Annotated in this window: 17 protein-coding genes; 6 read left to right on the top strand and 11 right to left on the bottom strand. The window is 73.4% G+C overall.

The genetic code is table 11. The features are described from left to right. Nucleotide 1: 1 nt before the first annotated feature. The 3 genes from ACZ6C6_RS02635 to ACZ6C6_RS02625 are packed head-to-tail and all read right to left on the bottom strand — an operon-like array spanning nt 2 to nt 3,668. Nucleotides 2-1,327 carry a M20/M25/M40 family metallo-hydrolase gene (locus ACZ6C6_RS02635; protein WP_469198323.1) on the bottom strand — a complete coding sequence of 442 codons (1,326 nt, stop codon included), beginning with the start codon at nt 1,325-1,327 and terminating at the stop codon, nt 2-4. Then, entirely contained in the window at nt 1,324-2,715 is a 1,392-nt protein-coding gene (locus ACZ6C6_RS02630) for a cytosine permease (RefSeq protein ID WP_469198321.1), read from the bottom strand. Before ACZ6C6_RS02630 ends, ACZ6C6_RS02635 begins: the two co-directional genes overlap by 4 nt. Further along, a complete protein-coding gene (locus ACZ6C6_RS02625) occupies nt 2,715-3,668 on the bottom strand; it encodes a DUF1177 domain-containing protein (protein WP_469198319.1) in 954 nt (317 codons plus the stop codon). Before ACZ6C6_RS02625 ends, ACZ6C6_RS02630 begins: the two co-directional genes overlap by 1 nt. Before the next feature lie 148 nt (nt 3,669-3,816). On the opposite strand from ACZ6C6_RS02625, the gene ACZ6C6_RS02620 reads away from it, so the two are divergent. Both ACZ6C6_RS02620 and pepE read left to right on the top strand, forming a co-directional pair. Continuing rightward, the gene (locus ACZ6C6_RS02620) at nt 3,817-4,650 is read left to right on the top strand and encodes an IclR family transcriptional regulator (RefSeq protein ID WP_469198317.1); all 834 of its coding nucleotides are present in this window, start codon (nt 3,817-3,819) and stop codon (nt 4,648-4,650) included. 25 nt (nt 4,651-4,675) lie between these two features. After that, entirely contained in the window at nt 4,676-5,404 is a 729-nt protein-coding gene (pepE, locus tag ACZ6C6_RS02615; RefSeq protein ID WP_469198315.1) for a dipeptidase PepE, read from the top strand. On the opposite strand, the gene ACZ6C6_RS02610 is transcribed toward pepE, so the two are convergent. After that, nucleotides 5,367-7,160, bottom strand: a complete 1,794-nt coding sequence (locus ACZ6C6_RS02610) for an MFS transporter (RefSeq protein ID WP_469198313.1) — start codon at nt 7,158-7,160, stop codon at nt 5,367-5,369. The genes pepE and ACZ6C6_RS02610 overlap by 38 nt on opposite strands. Before the next feature lie 277 nt (nt 7,161-7,437). Between ACZ6C6_RS02610 and ACZ6C6_RS02605 the strand changes: the two genes are divergently transcribed. After that, nucleotides 7,438-9,012: an MFS transporter gene (locus ACZ6C6_RS02605; RefSeq protein WP_469198311.1), complete on the top strand. Its 1,575-nt coding sequence runs from the start codon at nt 7,438-7,440 to the stop codon at nt 9,010-9,012. Nucleotides 9,013-9,017: 5 nt separating this feature from the next. On the opposite strand, the gene ACZ6C6_RS02600 is transcribed toward ACZ6C6_RS02605, so the two are convergent. The 7 genes from ACZ6C6_RS02600 to ACZ6C6_RS02570 form a co-directional block, all read right to left on the bottom strand. Next, entirely contained in the window at nt 9,018-10,457 is a 1,440-nt protein-coding gene (locus tag ACZ6C6_RS02600; RefSeq protein ID WP_469198309.1) for a glycosyltransferase family 39 protein, read from the bottom strand. 50 nt (nt 10,458-10,507) lie between these two features. Next, on the bottom strand, nt 10,508-11,140 hold the full coding sequence (locus ACZ6C6_RS02595; protein WP_469199299.1) for a response regulator: 633 nt from the start codon (nt 11,138-11,140) through the stop codon (nt 10,508-10,510). A 5-nt stretch (nt 11,141-11,145) separates the two neighbouring features. Beyond that, a complete protein-coding gene (locus tag ACZ6C6_RS02590; RefSeq protein ID WP_469198307.1) occupies nt 11,146-12,348 on the bottom strand; it encodes a sensor histidine kinase in 1,203 nt (400 codons plus the stop codon). A gap of 53 nt (nt 12,349-12,401) precedes the next feature. Next, complete coding sequence (locus ACZ6C6_RS02585) at nt 12,402-13,121, bottom strand: ABC transporter permease (protein WP_469198305.1); 720 nt, start codon at nt 13,119-13,121, stop codon at nt 12,402-12,404. Continuing rightward, a complete protein-coding gene (locus ACZ6C6_RS02580; protein ID WP_469199297.1) occupies nt 13,121-14,083 on the bottom strand; it encodes an ABC transporter ATP-binding protein in 963 nt (320 codons plus the stop codon). The genes ACZ6C6_RS02585 and ACZ6C6_RS02580 overlap by 1 nt, the downstream gene beginning before the upstream one ends. Before the next feature lie 224 nt (nt 14,084-14,307). Next, nucleotides 14,308-14,484, bottom strand: coding sequence for a hypothetical protein (locus ACZ6C6_RS02575; protein ID WP_469198303.1), 177 nt, complete (start codon nt 14,482-14,484; stop codon nt 14,308-14,310). Between the two features lie 121 nt (nt 14,485-14,605). After that, on the bottom strand, nt 14,606-15,889 hold the full coding sequence (locus ACZ6C6_RS02570) for a hypothetical protein (protein ID WP_469198301.1): 1,284 nt from the start codon (nt 15,887-15,889) through the stop codon (nt 14,606-14,608). 198 nt (nt 15,890-16,087) lie between these two features. On the opposite strand from ACZ6C6_RS02570, the gene ACZ6C6_RS02565 reads away from it, so the two are divergent. Genes ACZ6C6_RS02565 through ACZ6C6_RS02555 form a run of 3 tightly spaced genes read left to right on the top strand, consistent with a single transcriptional unit; the run spans nt 16,088 to nt 18,833 of the window. Next, nucleotides 16,088-16,924, top strand: a complete 837-nt coding sequence (locus ACZ6C6_RS02565; protein WP_469198299.1) for a Nif3-like dinuclear metal center hexameric protein — start codon at nt 16,088-16,090, stop codon at nt 16,922-16,924. Next, on the top strand, nt 16,921-17,664 hold the full coding sequence (locus tag ACZ6C6_RS02560) for a zinc ribbon domain-containing protein (protein WP_185992706.1): 744 nt from the start codon (nt 16,921-16,923) through the stop codon (nt 17,662-17,664). Before ACZ6C6_RS02565 ends, ACZ6C6_RS02560 begins: the two co-directional genes overlap by 4 nt. Further along, entirely contained in the window at nt 17,664-18,833 is a 1,170-nt protein-coding gene (locus ACZ6C6_RS02555; protein ID WP_469198297.1) for a bifunctional RNase H/acid phosphatase, read from the top strand. Before ACZ6C6_RS02560 ends, ACZ6C6_RS02555 begins: the two co-directional genes overlap by 1 nt. Nucleotides 18,834-18,859 lie beyond the last annotated feature (26 nt).

Raw genomic sequence — 18,859 nt, 5'->3', positions numbered from 1 at the left:
GTCAGCAGCTCTGCCAGAGGCGGGTCATGACGCGGACGCCGAAGCGGAGCCCTTCCAGCGGGACGCGCTCGTCCACGCCGTGAAAGAGGCGGCCGTAGTCCAGGTCGTGCGGGAGCTTCAGGCCCTTGAAGCCGAAGCAGCGGATGCCCAGGTGCGTGAACGCCTTGGCGTCCGTGCCGCCCGGGTTGCAGTACGGCACCGGGTGGCCGTCCGGGTCCTCGGCGCGGACCGCCGCGCACATGGCGTCGACCAGCGGGCCGTCGAACGTGGTCTCCATGGCGATGTCGTGGTTGACCCACTCCCGGCTGACCGAGGGCAGCAGCAGCCGGTCGATCGTGTCGATCAGCTCCTGCTCGTGGCCCGGCAGGAAGCGGCCGTCCACGCGGGCGGTGGCCTTCCCCGGGATCACGTTGGTCTGGTATCCGGCGTCGAACATCGTCGGGTTCGCCGAGTTGCGCAGCACCACCTGCATGAAGTCGGCGACCGGGCCGAGCCGGGCGAGGCTGCCCTCGATGTCGTCCTCGTCGAACTCGACGCCGTAGAGCCGGGCGGCCTCTTCGAGCAGTGCGCGGACCGGCTCGATCAGCCGGACCGGGAAGGTCTCGCGGCCGATCCGGGTCAGCGACTCCGCGAGGTCGGTGACCGCGTTCTCGTCGTTGGGGGAGGAGCCGTGGCCGGCCCGGCCGGTGGCGGTGAGCTCCATCCAGGCCATGCCGCGCTGGGCGTTCTCGATGGGGTAGAGCCGCCGGGTGTCGTCGATCGCGAAGGAGAACCCGCCGCCCTCGCCGATCGCCTCCGTGACCCCGGCGAACAGCTCCGGGCGGTGCTCGACGAGCCAGTGCGCGCCGAACTTGCCGCCCGCCTCCTCGTCCGCGAGGAAGGCGAGGACCAGGTCGCGGGAGGGGGCCGTACCGGTGCGGGCGAAGTGCCGGGCGGTGGCCAGCATCACCGCGACGGTGTCCTTCATGTCGATCGCGCCCCGGCCCCAGAGGTAGCCGTCGCGGATCTCGCCGGAGAAGGGCGGCACCTGCCACTCGGAGGCGTCCGCCGGGACCACGTCCAGGTGGCCGTGGACCAGCAGGGCGCCGCGGTCCCGGTCGCGGCCGGCGATCCTGGCGATGACGCTGGCGCGGCCGGGGGCCGACTCGACCAGCTCCGAGTCGATGCCCGCCTCGGCCAGGCGGGCCACGACCCACTCGGCGCTCGCGCGCTCGGTGCTCGTCGGGTTGGAGGTGTCGAACCTGATCAGCTCGGCGCAGAGGGCGACGACCTCGTCCTGGGCCTCGTCGGACGCGGGGACCAGTGCGGTGTCGGGTGCGGTGCTCATGCTGCTCCCACAGGGGTGGTGGTGCGGGTGGCCGGGGCCGGGCCGTCCTGCTCGTCGGCGAGGACGGAGGTGCCGTAGGGCTTGATCCAGCCCAGCAGGCCCAGGGCGGTGTACAGGACGAAGGCGGTGGCCAGCGAGTTCAGGGCCGGGATGCCGCCGTCGTAGAACTTGCCGACGCAGAACGCGGCGATCCAGATCGCGATCGACATCGGCACCCAGGTCGGCGAGTGCGCCGGCAGGGTCTCGGCCTCGCGGGTCTCGTCCAGCGGCTTGCGCATCCGCTTCACGACCCAGTACTCGGCCACGATGATGCCGCCGATCGGCGGGATGGCGACGCCGAGGATCGTCAGGAACTCGGTGAAGTGGCCCATGATCCCGACGGCCGACAGGACCGTGCCCGCGATGCCCAGGACGATGGTGACCGCGCCGCGGTGGACGCGCTTGCCGAAGACGACCTGGAAGAAGTTGACGACGCCCAGCGAGGAGCCGTACAGGTTCCAGTCGTTGATCTTCGCCGTGGACATCAGGACGACGAGCACACCGAAGGCGCCGGAGGTGGAGAGCACGATGTGCGAGACCTCGTTGCTCTTGACCAGGTGGCCCAGGAGCACACCGGTCAGGCCGACGATGTACTCGGAGAGGATCATGGACGAGGCGCTCTGCAGGAAGACGTGCGAGCCCTTGCGGTTGTAGCGGGTCATCTCGGGGGAGACGATCGCGCCGGTCATGTAGCCGCCCGCGATGGCGGTGGCGGCGACGGCCAGCGGAATGGTGTCGCCCGGCGGCGGCGAGTGGACCAGGTCGTTGAACGAGTGGTCGTTCAGGGTCCGGATCACCGAGAAGGCGACCATGGCGAAGAACAGCGGGGTGACGACCTTCGCGAAGTTGGCCATGTACCGGAAGCCGAAGATCACCAGGGCGGTGATGGCGATGCCCGCGAGCACGCACCACATCCAGGACGGGCCGCCGACCAGCGCCGAGACGCTGTCGCCGAAGATCTTGTTCTGGACGCCGAACCAGCCGACCAGGCTGACCGCGATCACGAAGCTGACCAGCGCCGAGCCGTTGCGCCCGAAGCCGACCCAGCGGGTCAGCATCGGCGTCGCCAGGCCCTCGCGCATCCCGGCCAGGCCGATCGCGAAGATCACCACCTCCAGGATCACCGCGCCCAGCGTGAACGCGAGGAACGCGTCGCCGAAGGTCATCCCGACGCCGATGGTGGCGCCGAGCGTGAACTGCGAGATCGAACCGGACTGGGCCAGCCACTGGAGGAGCATCGACCAGAAGCCGAACCGCTTGTCGCGCGGGACGCGCGAGAGCGCGTAGTCGTCGCTGCCGATGCTCTTGGGCGCGGGCGCCACGGCACCGGACTGCGGGGCGGCTGCCATCAGGACTCCTGGGGGGTACGGCCGAAGGTCTGCAGGTGGGTCAGCGAGCCGTAGCGGCTGACGAGGTTGTCGAACTCCACCGCGTCGTGGAAGTCCAGCCGGCCGTCGCCGTACGCCTTGGCGACCTCGACGGCATAGCGGGCGGCGGACGCGATGTCGCTCTCGTGACTCGCGCCCGTCCCGCAGCCCGGCACCGCCGCGGCCGAGGTGATGGCCAGGCCGACCACGGGGGCCGCCGTCGCAGTGGAGGGCTGGAGGATCGAATTGATGTGGTGTGCCCCATTACCGTACGGGGTGATGTCCTGGGTGGTCACCGGGTACGTGACCAACGGCTCACCGGTCACCACGGCCAGCAGCTCCCCCAGCTGCTCGTTCACGCGGAGCACCCAGCCCTCCTTGACGGTGGGCGACAGGGCGAGGCCCTTGTGGTTGATGATGCGGTTGCCCTTGGTGGTGTCGATGGAGAGCACGGCCTCCATCTCGCCGGTCACCTCGTGGCGGTTCATCGTGGCGATGTCCACCGGCGAGCCCATGAACGGCACCGGGTCGTGCGGCTCGGTCGGCGCGTCCGGGCAGATGTGCGTGGCGATGATCACGTCACCGGGCAGCACATCGCCCCGGCGGCGCATGTCGAGCAGCTTGGCGGCGGCGGCCAGCGCCGAGATCGCACCGTCCGCGTCGGAGACCAGGCCGGTCACCTCGGGCCGGGCGCCGATGCCGCCGAGCCGGCCCACGACGCCCAGCGTGCGGGCGTCGCCCCCGGCCGTGCGGCCCCGGGAGCCGGGGATGCGGACCGACACGAAGTCCGTCGAGCCCCGCTCACCGGCCACCGTGGTGACCTGGGCGGACGAGCCCCCGGCCCCCGCCGCGGCGTCCAGGTACCCGACAGCCGTCCTGCCATTGGCCCGGGGGTCGTCGAGCAGCTCGACGAGGTCCAGTACGTACTTCAACATGGGGGGCCTTTCTCGCGCATCCGTCACACCCGTCCGGAACCGGTCAGGGAGCGGCGGCTCCGGACGGGGTGCTGAGAGCAGATTCGGGATCGGATAGCGTTGAGCGCAATGATTTCCCGTTATCTGCAATTCACGTCTGGATGGTGAGATGGCCATGGCGGAGTTCGAAGTCGACCGGCGCACCCCCGCCGGAGCTCTCCAGACCGTCGACCGCGCGCTGCTCGTGCTGCTCGCGTTCGAGCGGACCCGGCCCGACTGGGGTGTGACCGAAGTCGCGGCGGAGTTCGGCTGGGACACCTCCGTCGCCCAGCGGCTCCTCGCCACGCTCGCGGGACGCGGCTTCCTGGTCTCCGACCCCGCCACCCGGCGCTATCGCATCGGCCCCGCCGTGCTGCGCCTGGGCCGGCTCTGGGAGCGATCGGGCTCGCTGGAACTGCTGGCCGGGCCGGTCCTGGAGGAGCTGCGCCGGGTCACCGGCGACACCGTGCTGTTCTGCCTGCCGGACAGCTTCCACATGCGGTGCGTGGCCGCCGAGGAGGGCGAGGCGGGGCCGCTGCGCTACTACCCGCTGGTCGGCGAGCTCTACCCGGCGCACGCCGGGGCGACCAGCAAGTCGTTCTACGCCTGCCTCCCCGACGAGCAGCGCCACCGGCTCTTCCGGGGCCGCCCGATGGCCCGCTTCACCGACCGCACCGTCACCGACCCGGACGTGCTGGAACAGCAGCTCCTCAAGGTCCGGGCCCAGGGGTACGCCTGGACGGTCGGCGAGTACGACACCGGCATCGCGACCCTCGCCGTACCCGTCTTCCTGGGCCGCGAACCGTACGGGAGCCTCAGCCTCGGCGGCGCCGAGGAGCGGTTCGAGGGCGCGCCGGAGAACCGCCTCGACGCGCTCCGGCAGGCCGCCGCGCTCCTGGAGAAGCGCCTCACCCACCCACCGCAGCGCCCGAGACCCAGGGCCCGCCGCACCCCGTCCGCCTGACCGCACGACCCCGAGGAAGTACCCCGTGCACCTGCTCCTGCTCTCCAACTCCACCCAGTACGGCCGCGGCTACCTGGAACACGCCCTGGACACGGTCACCGCGTTCCTGCCCGCCCGGGCCCGCCTCGCCTTCGTGCCGTACGCCCTTGCCGACCACGACACGTACACCGCGCGCGTCCGCGGCGCCCTGGAACCGGCCGGGATCGCCGTCCACGGCGTCCACGAGCACGCCGACCCGGTCGCCGCGCTGACCGGCGCCGACGCCGTGTTCATCGGCGGCGGCAACTCCTTCCGGCTGCTCAGCGCCCTGTACCGGACCGGGCTGCGCGAGGCGGTCGCGGACGCCGTGCGCGCCGGGCTGCCGTACATGGGCGCCAGCGCCGGCACCAACATGGCGGCGCCCTCCCTGCGGACCACCAACGACATGCCCATCGTGCAGCCGCCGTCCTTCGCGGCCCTGGGCCTCGTGCCGTTCCAGATCAACCCGCACTACCTGGACCCGGACCCCGCCAGCACCCACAAGGGCGAGACCCGCGAGGAACGGCTCACCGAATTCCTGGAGGAGAACGACGTCCCGGTCCTCGGCCTGCGCGAGGGCTCCTGGCTCCGCGTCGAGGGCGAGGCGGCCCACGTCGAGGGGGCCCGCCCCGCCCGCCTGTTCGCGCGGGGCGCCGAGCCCCGGGAGGCGGCGGCCGGGACGGACGTGTCCTGGCTGCTCAGGACGGAACCGCGGTTCGACGCTCCGGTGCGCTGACGGCCCCCAGCACGAGGTCGGTGACCGCGGAGCCGCCCCGCGCCGGACAGGCGCGCGGCGCATGCCCCGCGGCCGACGCCGCCAGGACGAACGTGCCGGCCTCCGGGGCCGCCAGCGCCCAGCGGCCGAGCGCGTCCGTGGTGGTCAGCCCCGCCTGGCGGCCCTGCCGGTCGATCAGGGTCACGTTGGCCCCGGCGACCGGTGCCCCGTCCGCGTCCAGCACCCGGCCGCGGAAGCCCTCCGGGCCGGGCAGGGGGAGCGGTTCGACGTCCTCGGCGGCACGCCGGGCCGCCTCGTCGCCCTCGCTGCTCGCCAGCAGGACCGGCGCGGTGGCCGTGCGCCGGGACGGCAGGAACGAGGCCAGGACGAGACCGGCGACCACGGCGCCCGTCGCGATGAGGAACGAGATCCGGAAGCCCTTCATCGTGGGCACGTCGACCGGGCCCATCCGGGTCGAGGTGTGGGCCAGGACCATGCCGATGACCGCACTCGACACCGAGGTGCCGATGGAGCGCATCAGGGTGTTGAGCCCGTTGGCCGCGCCGGTCTCCGAGGGGTCGACGGCGCCGATGATCAGGGCGGGCAGCGAGGAGTAGGCGAGCCCGATGCCGGCGCCGAGGAGGACGGCGATCAGCACGGTCTGCCAGGGGGCGCTCATCAGGCCGAGCCCGGCCCCGTAACCGATGGCGATGACCAGCATCCCGAGGATCAGCGAGACCTTCGGGCCCTTGCGGGCCGAGATCCGCGCGTACAGCGGGGCGACGAACATCATCGTCAGGCCGAGCGGGGCCACGCAGAGACCGGCGACCACCATCGACTGGCCGAGGCCGTATCCGGTGGAGGCCGGCAGCTGGAGCAGCTGGGGCAGGACCAGCGAGACGGCGTAGAACGCGACGCCGACCATGATCGAGGTCAGGTTGGTGAGCAGCACCTCACGGCGGGCCGTGGTCCGCAGATCGACCAGCGGGGCGTCGCTGCGCAGCTCGAACAGGCCCCACAGCACCAGCACGACGAGCGAGGCTGCGATCAGGCCCAGCGTGGTGGGCGAGGACCAGCCCCAGTCGCTGCCCTTGGTGATCGGCAGCAGCAGGAGCACCAGGCCGAGCGAGAGGCCGAGCGCGCCGACGGTGTCGAACCGGCCGGGCGCGCGCAGCTTCGTCTCGGGGACCGCGAGCACGGTCAGCGCCATGGCCAGTACGCCGAGCCCGGCGGCGCCGAAGAAGAGGACGTGCCAGTCGGTGTGCTGGGCGACGAGCGCGGCGGCCGGCAGCGCGAGTCCGCCGCCCACGCCGATGGACGAGCTCATCAGCGCCATCGCCGAACCGAGCTTCTCGCGCGGCAGCTCGTCGCGCATGATGCCGATGCCCAGCGGGATCGCGCCCATCGCGAAGCCCTGGAGGGCGCGGCCCACGATCATGACGACGAGATCGTCGGTGAAGGCGCATATCAGGGAGCCGACGACCATCACGGCGAGGCTGGCCAGCAGCATCCCGCGCTTGCCGTACAGGTCTCCGAGCCGCCCCATGATCGGGGTGGCGACGGCTCCGGCGAGCAGGGTGGCGGTCATCACCCAGGTCGCGTTGGAGGGGGCGGTGTGCAGAAGGGCGGGCAGATCCTTGATGACGGGGACGAGCAGGGTCTGCATCACGGCGACGGTGATACCCGCGAAGGCGAGCACGGGGACGATCCCCCGGCCCGCCTTCGCGCGCGGATCAGGAAGCTCCGCGCCGGGCTGTTCGTGCGTCGTCTGTGGCATGCGTGCGGCCTCCGGGCGGCGGTGGGGAACGGGGTCTACGAACGGTTGCGGTCGGTGCTGCGAGCAGCACCGACCGCCAAGTCTGTGCATGGTGAACCTTCATCGGCCACGGCGTATTCCGGGGCGTGGGGTGCGAATCCGGACCGGCCGCGCGCGGGCGCGTGCGCAGGCGGCCTGACGGTGTGCCGGTTCCGCTCCGGTCCTACGCCGCTTGACCGAGGGCGAGGCGACCTGAAACCGATGTACGGGGCACACCCGGGCTGCGAGTATGACGACCATGGCCGACGCCCCCCTGCTCGCAGCGCCCACCGACCGGAACCCCGTCCGCACCTGGGCGGTGATCCTCGCCGCCTGCGTCGGACAGTTCCTCGTGGTGCTCGACGTGTCCGTCGTCAACGTCGCCCTCCCGTCGATGCGTACGGACCTCGGGCTGAGCTCCACCGGACTTCAGTGGGTGCTCAACGCGTACTCGATCGCCTTCGCCGGATTCATGCTGCTCGGCGGGCGCGCCGCCGATCTGTACGGCCGCAAGCGGATGTTCCTCGTCGGCCTCGGCCTGTTCACCGCCGCCTCACTGGCCGGCGGGCTCGCCCAGGAGGGCTGGCAGCTGCTCGCCGCCCGCGCCGCGCAGGGGCTCGGCGCGGCCGTCCTCGCCCCCGCGACCCTCACCCTGCTCACCGCCGCCGTCCCCGAGGGCCCCGCCCGCGCGAAGGCCATCGGCACCTGGATGGCGGTCGGGGCGGGCGGCGGCGCGGCCGGCGGACTCGTCGGCGGCGTCCTCACCGACGCGCTGTCCTGGCGCTGGGTGCTGCTGATCAACGTGCCCATCGGGGTGCTCGTGCTGACCGGCGCCGCCCTCTGGCTCGCCGAGGGCCGTACGGGCGGCCGCAGCCGCGTCGACCTGCTGGGCGCCGTCCTCGTCACGACGGGCCTCGCCTCCATGGCGTACGGCATCGTGCAGACCGAGAAGGCCGGGTGGACCGCCGCCCCGACCCTGGTCCCGCTGCTCGGCGGACCCGTACTGCTCGCCCTGTTCGCCCTCGTGGAGACGCGCACGGCCAAGCCCCTGATGCCGTTGCGCGTGCTGGGGGCACGGGCGGTGGCGTCGGCGAACGTGGCCATGCTCGTGATCGGCTCGGCCACGTTCTCCATGTGGTACTTCATGACGGTGTACGCGCAGAACGTGCTGGACTACAGCGCGCTGGAGGCCGGGCTCGCCCTGATGCCGTCCTCGCTGGCCGTGGTCCTCGGCTCCAAGAGCGCGCCCCGCCTGATGGCCCGCGTCGGGGCGAAGAACCTCGCACTGATCGGCACCGCCGTCACCGCGGCCGGCTTCGGCTGGCAGTCCACGATGACCGAGCACGGCTCCTACCTCACCGCGGTCTGCCTGCCCGGCGTGCTCATGATGGCCGGTGCCGGGCTCGCCTCGACCCCGCTCGCCTCGCTGGCCACGTCGGGCGCGGCGCCGGGGGAGGCCGGGCTCGTCTCGGGGCTTGTCAACACCTCGCGCACCATGGGAGGCGCCCTCGGCCTCGCCGTGCTCTCCACGGTCGCCGCCGCCCGCACCGGGGGCGGGACGGACCCGGCCGCCCTCACCGCGGGCTACGCGCTGGCCTTCCGCACGGCGGGCTGCGTCCTGCTCGGCGGCCTGCTCCTGATGCTGCTGTGGCTCCCGCGCCACCGCCCGGAACGCCTCACGACCTCGCCCGCGATGGTCAGCGGCGTCGCGGCGCCCGGGACCTCCGCCTCCGGCGTTGTCGTCGGTCGCGATGGCTCCGCCATCACTCCCTCCTCCGCCTTGGATTCGAAGGCCCCAGGCGCCGCTCCTTCTCCCACTGACAATGGTGGGTGAGGTCGTTACTTCCGTTCGTACAGCGTCACCCGACGCCCCCGCACCCGCTCGTCCCCGATCACGGTGAAGTAGCCCCTCAGAACGGCCGCCTTCACTTTCTCCCGCCGCCCGTTCTCCGGACGGGCCGCCCCCGGCGCGTCCGTGACCAGCAGTATCCGGCGCTGGGCGAGCATCGCGTCCCTTATCCGCGCAGGGGCCGCCTCCACCCCGTTCAGCGTCCCGGACGCGCGCGGGCCCCGGGCCAGCGCTATGTCCCGCAGCCCGGCGAACGCCTCGGGCGAGACCAGCTCCGCGTCGCGCCGGGCGCCGGGCAGGAACACCACCGCGGTGCCCGGCTCCTTCATCCGGCGCACGTCGGCCGTCATGGCCAGCACGTCGTCCACCCGGCTCGACGGCGACCGCTTGGCCAGGGACTGCGGCAGCAGCGCCGCCACCGCGCAGGCCAGCAGCACCGGTACGAGCCACCGCGCCGCCGCCGGGAACCTGGGTGCCGCCGCCCGTACCGCCGCCCCCAGCAGTGAGCCGATGAGCAGCGCCAGGCCGAGCAGGCTGAAGAGGATGTAGCGGTCCAGGAAGAGCGGCTTCTCCAGCGAGACGGCGGCCAGACCGAGCTGAGGGACCGCCAGCAGCGGCAGCCCCACCGACGCCGCCGAGAGCCGGCGACCGGCCGGCCGGTCCACCAGGGCCCCGAGGCCGCCGACCGCCAGCAGCACCGCCGGGCCGATCATCATGTGCCAGGTCAGCGGCGGTATCCAGGACACCTGCCTGGACTGGCCCGAGGTGAACAGGACCAGCGGCAGCGCCCCCGCGACGGCCGCCGCCGACGCTGCCGTCCAGCGCACCCACACCCGGCGCCCGGCCCCGCTCCACGCCAGCGTCGCCGCGTGCGCGGGCAGGATCAGCAGCGAGAACCAGTTCAGCAGCGCGCAGACCACCACCGTCCCCGCGTACGCCGCCCAGCGCCCCCACCGGTCGCGCCCGCCGAGCAGCGTCACGAGCAGCAGCGTCGAGACCCCGGCGCCCGCCGCGACCAGCGCGTACGGGCGGCCCTCCTGGAGGTAGAACTGCACGGCTGGCAGCAGGCAGAGCGCCATCCCGGCGCCCAGGCCCGCCCATCTCCCGGCCAGCCGCTCCCCGATGACCGTCACACAGGCCGCCGCCACCGCCATCGCCAGCACGGAGGGCAGCCGCAGGGTCGTGGTCGTCGGCCCGAACCAGTCGAAGAGGCCGTGCATCAGGAGGTAGTAGAGCCCGTGGACCGCGTCGACATGCCCCAGCATGAGCCGTATCTCGGCGGCGGACCGCAGCGCCACCTGCCAGGTCGCCGCCTCGTCCCGCCACAGGCTGTCCTGCCGTGAGAGCCCCCAGAGCCCGAGGCCCAGGGTCCAGAGCGCGGGCACGAGCCAGAGCGGGAGGCGCCGGGGCGCGGGTATTCGAGGCGACATGAAGGGGACGGGCTCCGGGTGGTGACGGTACGGACGAGGCGCGGACGTGGTCAGAGCCAGCCCTGCTGCCGGGCCGCGCGGACCGCCTCCATGCGGTTGCGGGTGCCCGTCTTGCCGATCGCCGACGAAAGGTAATTGCGGACCGTTGATTCTGACAGATGCAGCTTGGCGGCGATGTCGGCCACCGTCGCCCCGTCCGCCGACGCGACCAGCGCTTCCCGCTCCCGGGCGGTGAGCGGACTCGCCCCCGAGCTGAGCGCGGCGGCCGCCAGCGCCGGATCGACCACCGTCTCCCCGGCGAGCACCCGCCGGATCGCCTCGGCCAGATCCTCGACCGGGCCGTCCTTCACCAGGAAGCCCGCCGCCCCCGCCTCCATCGCCCGGCGCAGATAGCCGGGCCGGCCGAAGGTCGTGAGGATCAGCACCCGGCAGTCCGGCACCTCCTCGCGCAGGTCGGCCGCCGCGTCGAGACCGCTGCGCCCCGGCAGTTCGATGTCCAGCAGCGCCACGTCCGGCCGGGAGGCCAGCGCGGCCGCCACGATCTCGTCGCCCGCGCCGACCTGGGCCACCACCTCGATGTCCGGTTCGAGCCCGAGCAGCAGGGCGAGCGCGCCGCGCATCATCCCCTGGTCCTCGGCGAGCAGGACGCGGACGGACTTGGCCGGGGGGTGCTCCTGAGGCATCTCGTTCACCGGCCCAGGGTAGGCGAGCAGGCCGGATCGCCCCCGGCTCCGGGCGTCGGCGCCGCGTCGGCGTCGCCGTCCTCCGCGCCGCCCGCCTCCGCCGGGAGTTCGGCGGTCACCACGAAGCCGCCGTCCGGGCCGGGGCCCGCCACCAGCGAGCCGCCCGCCGCCGCCAGCCGTTCGGTGAGTCCCTTCAGACCGGTGCCCCCGATGCCCGGGGCGGGCGCGGGGCCCTCGGGTCTGCCCCGGCCGTCGTCGGTCACCGTGAGCCGGACCTTCTCGCCGGTCCCGCTGACCTCGAACACGCAGCGCGTCGCCGTGGAGTGCCGCACCACGTTGGTGACGGCCTCCCGCACCACCCAGCCCAGCAGCGCCTCGGTCTGCGGGGCGAGCGGCGGCCCGGAGCGCCGGACGACCGGTTCGATCGCGGCGGCGGTCAGCGCGGACCTGGCCCGGTCCAGCTCGGTCGCGAGGCTGCCCTCGCGGTAACCGGTGACGGCCTCGCGGATCTCGGTGAGCGCCTGCCGCCCGACGGACTCGATGTCGGCGACCTGGGACAGCGCCGCGTCCACATCGCGCGGGGCGAGCCGGCGCGCGGCCTCCGACTTCACCACGATGACCGAGAGCGTGTGGCCCAGCAGGTCGTGCAGGTCGCGCGAGAAGCGCAGCCGCTCCCGCTCGACGGCGGCCCGGGCCAGCTCCTGCCGGGTGGCGCGCAGCTCCGTCACGGTCTCCGCCAGCCTCAGGATCGCCGACGTCACGGCCCCGGAGATGAACGTCCCGTACCCCAGCGTCCACGGCGGCGAGGCGCTGTCGTCGCGCCACACCGCGACCGCGCACGCGGCGACCGCGAGCCCGAGCAGCCCCACCGCCAGCAGCCGGTGGCGCAGGACCGTGCCGGCGGCCAGCGAGAGCAGCGGGAAGAACAGCAGCCAGCTGCCCCCGTAACCGATGGCCAGGGCGAAGGTGACCGCGGCCAGCGCGCCCAGCAGGACGTACGTCACCGGGCTCTCGCGCTTCTCCTTGCTGAAGCCCCGGAACACCACCGAGATGTAGAGCGAGTTGAAGGCCAGCAGCCCGGCGCCGGCGATCCACGGGGTGGGGGTCTCGCCCTGGAAGAGGTTGGAGAAGGCGCCCAGGCCCATCAGCAGCCAGGGCAGCAGCGCGTACGGTGAGGGCGGGCCCGGCCTGCGGCCCTCCTTCCGCATCCGGCGGCGCTCCCTGAACGATGGTCGTCCGGTCCCCGGCATGTTCTCTCCCGTCACACGGTCCTGGCGGACCGACGGTACGAGATCACCGCGTACGCGCCGAACAGCAGCAGCCACGCGGCGAGCACGCCCATGGTCATGGCGCCCGGCGCATGCCCGTCGGTCGTCGCCCAGCCCAGGTCCGCGAACCGGTTGGCCGGGGTGAACCGGCCGACCGAGCGCAGCCACCCGGGCAGCAACTCCAGCGGGAACCACAGCCCCCCGACGACCCCGAAGCCCATCAGGCAGGCGACGTTGACGACGCCGGTGCCCTGCGGGGTCAGCCGGTAGCCGTTGCCCAGGCCGAGCAGGGTGAAGGGCAGCGCGCCGATCCACAGCAGCACCACCAGCACCACCCACTGCCAGGCCGCCATCCGCACCCCGTTGAGCAGACCGCCCGCCAGCAGCACGGTGAGGATCACCGGCAGCACGGTCACCGATCCGCTGACCGCCCTGCCCACCACCGCGTGCGACGGGGAGAGCGGGGTGACCCTCAACTGCTGGAGCCAGCCGAGGGACTTGTCGGAGGCGACGCCCGTACCGATCGACATCGCGGAGCCGAGCGCGCCGTACGCGGCCATGCCGACCATGGACGCGGTCTTCCAGCCGTCGGCGCTGTCGTCGCCGATGTTGGTGAAGATCAGATACATCATCACCGGCATGCCCGTGCCGAAGATCAGGAATCCGGCGTCGCGCAGGGTCCGGCGCATTTCGAGCAGGATGTACTGGAACATCAGACGGTCTCCTTCTCGGTCCTGGGCGCGGTGCTCGCGCGAGCGGTGTCACCGGGCGGCGCGGTCTCGGCGGGCGCGGGATCCCCCGGCGCGGTGAGCGCCAGGAAGGCGGTCTCCAGCGTGGCCCGGGAGACCTGGAGGCCGCGGACCATGCCGAGCCGGACCAGCTCCACGACCGTCGCGTCCGAGTCGTCGGTGCGCAGCAGGGCACGGTCGCCGGTCACTTCGACGCCGACGACGCCGGGGAGCCGGTCCAGGCCCTCGGTGGAGCGGCCCGCGAGGTCGAAGGAGACCTGGCTGTGCCCGGCCGCGTCCTTGATCGCCTCACCGCTGCCGTCCGCGACGATCCGGCCCCGGTCGATGACGACGATCCGGTCCGCGTTCTCGTCGGCCTCCTCCAGATAGTGCGTGGAGAAGAGCACGGTGTTCCCGCGCCGGGCGTAGGCCCGCATCGACTCCCAGAACGCGCGCCGCCCCTCCACGTCCAGCGCCGCGGTCGGCTCGTCCAGCACGATCAGCTCGGGATTCCCCGCCAGCGCCACGGCGAACCGCACCCGCTGGGTCTGGCCGCCCGAGAGCTTGTCGATGCGCCGGTCCGCGTACTCCGTCACGCCCGCCAGGGCCAGCGCCTCGGCGGCCGGCAGCGGGCGCGGGTAGGTCGAGGCGACGAAGGCGACCAGCTCACGCACGGTCACCCTGGGTATCGGCCGCCCCTCCTGGAGCATGGCGCCGACCAGGCCCGCCCGCACCGCCTGCCCGGGGGAGCGGCCCAGGACCCGGACGGCCCCCTCGTCCGGCTCGTTCAGCCCGAGCAGCAGCGAGATGGCGGTGGACTTCCCCGCCCCGTTGCGCCCCAGCAGGGCCACGGTCTCGCCGCGCCCGATCCGTACGTCCACCCCGTCGACGGCCCGCACGCTCCGCCCGGCCCGTCCGAACGTCTTCACCGCCCCGGTGAAGACCACCGCGGCCTCGTCGTCCCTCGTCTGCGTCATACCTACGACGTTACGCAGCGTGAGCATGCGGCGGCAGATGTGTATGTACTCGGTCCGCCATGACATTTGTCATCGCGGACGCGGAGGCTCCGCCTCCGTGTCCGGTCGCGTCCGTGAGCGGACAGAGCGGTGCCCCGCCACCCGGAGACCGTCCCGGGCGGCGGGGCACCGCTTTCCCCTCCTCGATACGGCGGTCAGGCCGCCGCCGCGCCGCTCTCCTCGGCGGGGCGGCGATGGCGGCCGGCCGGCGTTGCCGCCGTGTCGTCCGTCGCCACACCCCCTCGGTGCTTTCCGGAGCCGCCGGCGTCGCCCCGCCGCGCGTCCGCCGAGTGCGGGAACGTCTGGGTCGTGTCGGTGCGGGCTTCAGACATGTGGGAAGTCACCCCGTTGTGATCGCTTGCGTGTGTGCCAACCGGATCGTCACGCCGCCGCTCGTCCGGGAAAGGCCACGTTCGGTGACCGAGACGCACGGTGCGTGAGCCCGGTCCCAGCTTAGTCAGGGACCGTACGCCCCACGAGAGGCGCCTGCCCCAGAGGAACCGGTGTACACACTGGAGGATTCACGGATGGCGCGGAAGGTTGCCTATCACTTACGTCGCCCGCGCACTCCGCCTCCTCCGGCATCTCCAGCAGGGCCACCGCGCACGCCGTGTCCCCGTCCGCGTAGGGAAGTTTGAGCACCCCGTCGCGCGACCAGACCCCGCTGCCCGTCAGCCAGCCCCCGGGCGCCGCGAGCTGGTGCAGCCGGCGGCCCGACGGGCGCCACAGACCGACCCAGCTGCCCGCAGCCCCGTCGATCCTGAGGGCCACCGCGCAGCTCTCCGGCATCAGCATCTGCCCCGGCTGCACGGCGAACGGCTCCACCGAGCAGTCCGCCGGCCGCAGGCACTCCGGGAACCGCACGGGCAGGCAGCTGCCGAGCACACCCCAGCCGAGCCGGTCGTGGCCGGGCGCGTCCGAGCGGAGCAGCAGCAGCCCGCTGTCCGGGTCCGCGAGCAGCAGCCGGTCGTCGCTGTCCGGCGCGATCTGGAGCAGCGGTGTCATCTCGGCGCCCCGCCCCAGATCCACCGCGACCGTCTTCACCGGGCCGCCGCCCGCCGGTTCCCGGTCCAGGGCCAGCATCCGGCCCGCCCGGTCCAGCCAGACGCCGCCGGAGCAGCGCCCCGGCAGGTCCGCGAGGTGCTCGGGCCCCGCCGCCCCGCCCGCCACCCGCCACAGCTCCGTGGAGTAGGCGCCGACCGCCAGGGCGTAGGCGCTCACCCCGTCCGGCGACGGCGGCAGCAGGGCGAGCGCGTCCCGCTCGACGGCCCCGAGCAGCAGCTCGCCGGTGCCGGGACCGGTGGGATAGAGCAGTGAGAAGGTGTGCCGCTCGGCGACCCGGCGCCGGATCAGCACCCGCCCGTCGGCGAGCGGCACCACCTGCGCCTCGGCCTCCTCCGGCTGGTCGGTGGGCAGCGGCACCGCGTACGGCTCGGGCCCGTCGAGCGTCCAGCGCTCGGCGTACCAGGCGGTGTCGGCGCCGGGCACCGGGGCGGCGGTGAGCCGCGCGCCGTACGCGCCGTCGGCGGTGAGCGTGAAGGCGGGCAGAACCGTTTCGGCGGGGGTGTCCGCCTCGGGCACGGCGGCCGCTGCGGGAGCCTCGGGCGCCGGGGTGTCCTTCAGCGGGCCGGACTCCGCGACGGCATCCGCGGGACCGCCGGGACCGGGGTCCGGCTCCGGTTCCGCCGGACCGCTGTCATCCGTCGTGGCCCCCTCCTCGATGGCACAGGCAGTCATCGACTCATCACCTCCGGCAACCGAAGCTAGTTTTCGCACTTCCAGCCGAACAACATGACCTCCCCCACTTCACACATAAGGGTGGTGATGGCCGGATTTCGCTGTACGACCGAGGGTGCGTGTGCTGTCCGGGGCCGAGCCGCGGGCGGCCCGTTCCCGGGGCTTCCCGGGGCGCGGCGGGCAGGTAGCCTTTCCTCCGTGCCCCGTCTGTCTGAAGTCATCTCCGAGCTCGACGCCCTCTGGCCGCCCGAGCGGGCCGAAGGATGGGACGCGGTCGGCACCGTCTGCGGTGATCCGGACGCCGAGGTCCACCGGGTGCTCTTCGCCGTCGACCCCGTCCAGGAGATCGCCGACGAGGCGAAGAAGCTGGGCGCGCATCTGATCGTGACCCACCACCCGCTCTACCTGCGCGGTACGACGACGGTCGCGGCGGACACCTTCAAGGGCCGCGTCGTGCACACGTTGATCCGTGAAGGCATCGCGCTGCACGTGGCCCACACCAACGCGGACACCGCCGACCCCGGCGTCTCCGACGCCCTGGCCGCCGCCCTCGACCTGCGCGTCGAGCGCCCCCTCGTCCCGGACCCGGCCGATCCGGCGGGCCGCCGGGGGCTCGGCCGGATCTGCGTGCTCGACCACCCCGAGACCCTGGGCGCGTTCGCCGCCCGCGCCGCCGCCCGGCTGCCCGCCACCGCGCAGGGCGTCCGCCTCGCCGGCGACCCGGACGCGCTCGTGCGCACCGTCGCGGTGAGCGGCGGATCCGGCGACAGCCTCTTCGACGCGGTGCGCGCCGCCGGTGTGGACGCCTTCCTCACCGCCGACCTGCGCCACCACCCGGCCTCCGAGGCCACCCAGCACTCGCCGCTCGGCCTGGTCGACGCCGCGCACTGGGCCACCGAGTGGCCGTGGTGCGAGCAGGCCGCCGCACAGCTCGAAGCGATTTCCGACCGCCTCGGATGGGACCTGCGGGTCCACGTCTCGAAGCAGGTCACCGACCCCTGGACCGCCCACCACTCTTCTGGAGCCCCCAACTGAACGCCGCGCCCGCCGACCAGATCCGACTTCTCGACGTCCAGGCGCTCGACCAGCGCCTCTCCCAGCTCGCGCACCGCCGCAAGTCCCTGCCCGAGCACGCCGAGATCGAGTCGCTGACGGCCGACCTCGCCCAGCTCCGCGACCTGCTCGTCGCCTCCACCACCGAGGAGAGCGACACCGCCCGCGAGCAGACCAAGGCCGAGCAGGACGTGGACCAGGTCCGCCAGCGCGCCGCCCGCGACCAGCAGCGCCTGGACTCCGGCGCGGTCACCTCGCCGAAGGACCTGGAGAGCCTCCAGCGCGAGATCGCCTCGCTCGCCAAGCGCCAGGGCGACCTGGAGGACGTCGTCCTGGAGGTCATGGAGCGCCGCGAGTCCGCCCAGGAGCGCGTCGCCGAGCTGACCGACCGGGTCGCCGCCGTGCAGGCCAAGGTGGACGACGCCACCGCCCGCCGCGACGCCGCGACCCAGGAGCTCGACACGGAGGCCGCCTCGGTCACCAAGGAGCGCGAGGTTGTCGCCGGCTCGGTCCCCGCCGACCTGCTGAAGCTGTACGACAAGCTCCGCGCCCAGCAGGGCGGGGTGGGCGCCGCCCGCCTCTACCAGCGCCGCTGCGAGGGCTGCCGCCTGGAGCTCAACATCACCGAGATCAACGACGTGAAGGCCGCGTCCCCCGACACGGTGCTGCGCTGCGAGAACTGCCGCCGCATCCTGGTCCGCACCGCCGACTCGGGCCTGTAGTGAGCCTGCCGCGCCGGTTCGTGATCGAGGCCGACGGCGGCTCCCGGGGCAACCCGGGCCCCGCCGGCTACGGCGCGGTCGTCATCGACCCCGACACCGGCGAGACGCTGGCCGAGACCGCCGAGTACATCGGCGTCGCGACCAACAACGTCGCCGAGTACAAGGGCCTCGTCGCCGGCCTCCGCGCGGTGGGCGCCCTGCTCGCGGACGGCCCGGTGGGCACCGGGGTCCAGGTGCGCGTACGGATGGACTCCAAGCTGGTCGTGGAGCAGATGTCCGGCCGCTGGAAGATCAAGCACCCGGACATGAAGCCGCTCGCGGCGGAGGCGGCGACGGTCCTGCCCGGCGCGGACATCACGTACGAGTGGATCCCGCGCGAGCGGAACAAGCACGCCGACCGGCTGGCCAACGAGGCGATGGACGCGGGCCGGCGCGGCGACCGGTGGGAACCCTCCGCCTCCACGGCCGCGCTGGACGCCCCGCGCCCCCCGGTGGCCTCCGACCCGGTCACCCCGCAGGTGGGCTGGGGCCCGGCGCCCGACCTGGGCGCGCCCGCCACCCTCGTCCTGCTGCGGCACGGCGAGACGGCCCTGACCCCGCAGAAGCGGTTCTCCGGAAGCGGCGGCACCGACCCCGCGCTCTCCCCGGCGGGCCTGGAGCAGGCCGAGCGCGCTGCCGCGGCGTTCGCGGCGCGCGGCACCGTGCAGGAGATCGTCAGCTCGCCGCTGCGGCGCTGCCGCGAGACGGCCGGGGCGGTCGCGGCCCGGCTCGGCCTGGAGGTCCGCGTCGAGGACGGGCTGCGCGAGACGGACTTCGGGGCCTGGGAAGGGCTCACGTTCGGTGAGGTCAGGGAGCGGTACGGGGACGATCTGGACGCCTGGCTCGCCTCCCCGGACGCGGCCCCCACCGGCGGCGGCGAGAGCTTCGCGGAGGTCGCCCGCCGCGTGGCGGCTGCCCGGGACGGCCTCGTCACGCGTCACGCGGGCCGCACGGTCCTCGTCGTCACGCACGTGACCCCGATCAAGACCCTGGTCCGGCTCGCCCTGGGAGCGCCCCCGGAGGCGCTGTTCCGGATGGAGCTGTCGGCGGCGTCGGTCTCGGCCGTCGCGTACTACGCCGACGGCAACGCCTCCGTACGCCTGCTGAACGACACGTCCCACCTGCGGTAAAAGCATCCCGGACAGGCGCTCGGCCC

This window comes from Streptomyces sp. NPDC041814 (assembly GCF_055590565.1).
Note: the sequence above shows the minus strand (reverse complement) of the source record. Positions and strands in the feature narration are given on the sequence as shown.

Excerpts from the sequence above, each read along its gene's own strand:
- ACZ6C6_RS02620 (WP_469198317.1), top strand. The coding sequence starts at position 3,817 with ATGGCCATGGCGGAGTTCGAAGTCGACCGGCGCACCCCCGCCGGAGCT.
- ACZ6C6_RS02625 (WP_469198319.1), bottom strand. The coding sequence starts at position 3,668 with ATGTTGAAGTACGTACTGGACCTCGTCGAGCTGCTCGACGACCCCCGG.
- ACZ6C6_RS02595 (WP_469199299.1), bottom strand. The coding sequence starts at position 11,140 with ATGCCTCAGGAGCACCCCCCGGCCAAGTCCGTCCGCGTCCTGCTCGCC.
- ACZ6C6_RS02585 (WP_469198305.1), bottom strand. The coding sequence starts at position 13,121 with ATGTTCCAGTACATCCTGCTCGAAATGCGCCGGACCCTGCGCGACGCC.
- ACZ6C6_RS02570 (WP_469198301.1), bottom strand. The coding sequence starts at position 15,889 with ATGACTGCCTGTGCCATCGAGGAGGGGGCCACGACGGATGACAGCGGT.
- ACZ6C6_RS02610 (WP_469198313.1), bottom strand. The coding sequence starts at position 7,160 with ATGCCACAGACGACGCACGAACAGCCCGGCGCGGAGCTTCCTGATCCG.
- ACZ6C6_RS02600 (WP_469198309.1), bottom strand. The coding sequence starts at position 10,457 with ATGTCGCCTCGAATACCCGCGCCCCGGCGCCTCCCGCTCTGGCTCGTG.
- ACZ6C6_RS02630 (WP_469198321.1), bottom strand. The coding sequence starts at position 2,715 with ATGGCAGCCGCCCCGCAGTCCGGTGCCGTGGCGCCCGCGCCCAAGAGC.
- ACZ6C6_RS02635 (WP_469198323.1), bottom strand. The coding sequence starts at position 1,327 with ATGAGCACCGCACCCGACACCGCACTGGTCCCCGCGTCCGACGAGGCC.
- ACZ6C6_RS02590 (WP_469198307.1), bottom strand. The coding sequence starts at position 12,348 with ATGCGGAAGGAGGGCCGCAGGCCGGGCCCGCCCTCACCGTACGCGCTG.
- ACZ6C6_RS02605 (WP_469198311.1), top strand. The coding sequence starts at position 7,438 with ATGGCCGACGCCCCCCTGCTCGCAGCGCCCACCGACCGGAACCCCGTC.
- ACZ6C6_RS02575 (WP_469198303.1), bottom strand. The coding sequence starts at position 14,484 with ATGTCTGAAGCCCGCACCGACACGACCCAGACGTTCCCGCACTCGGCG.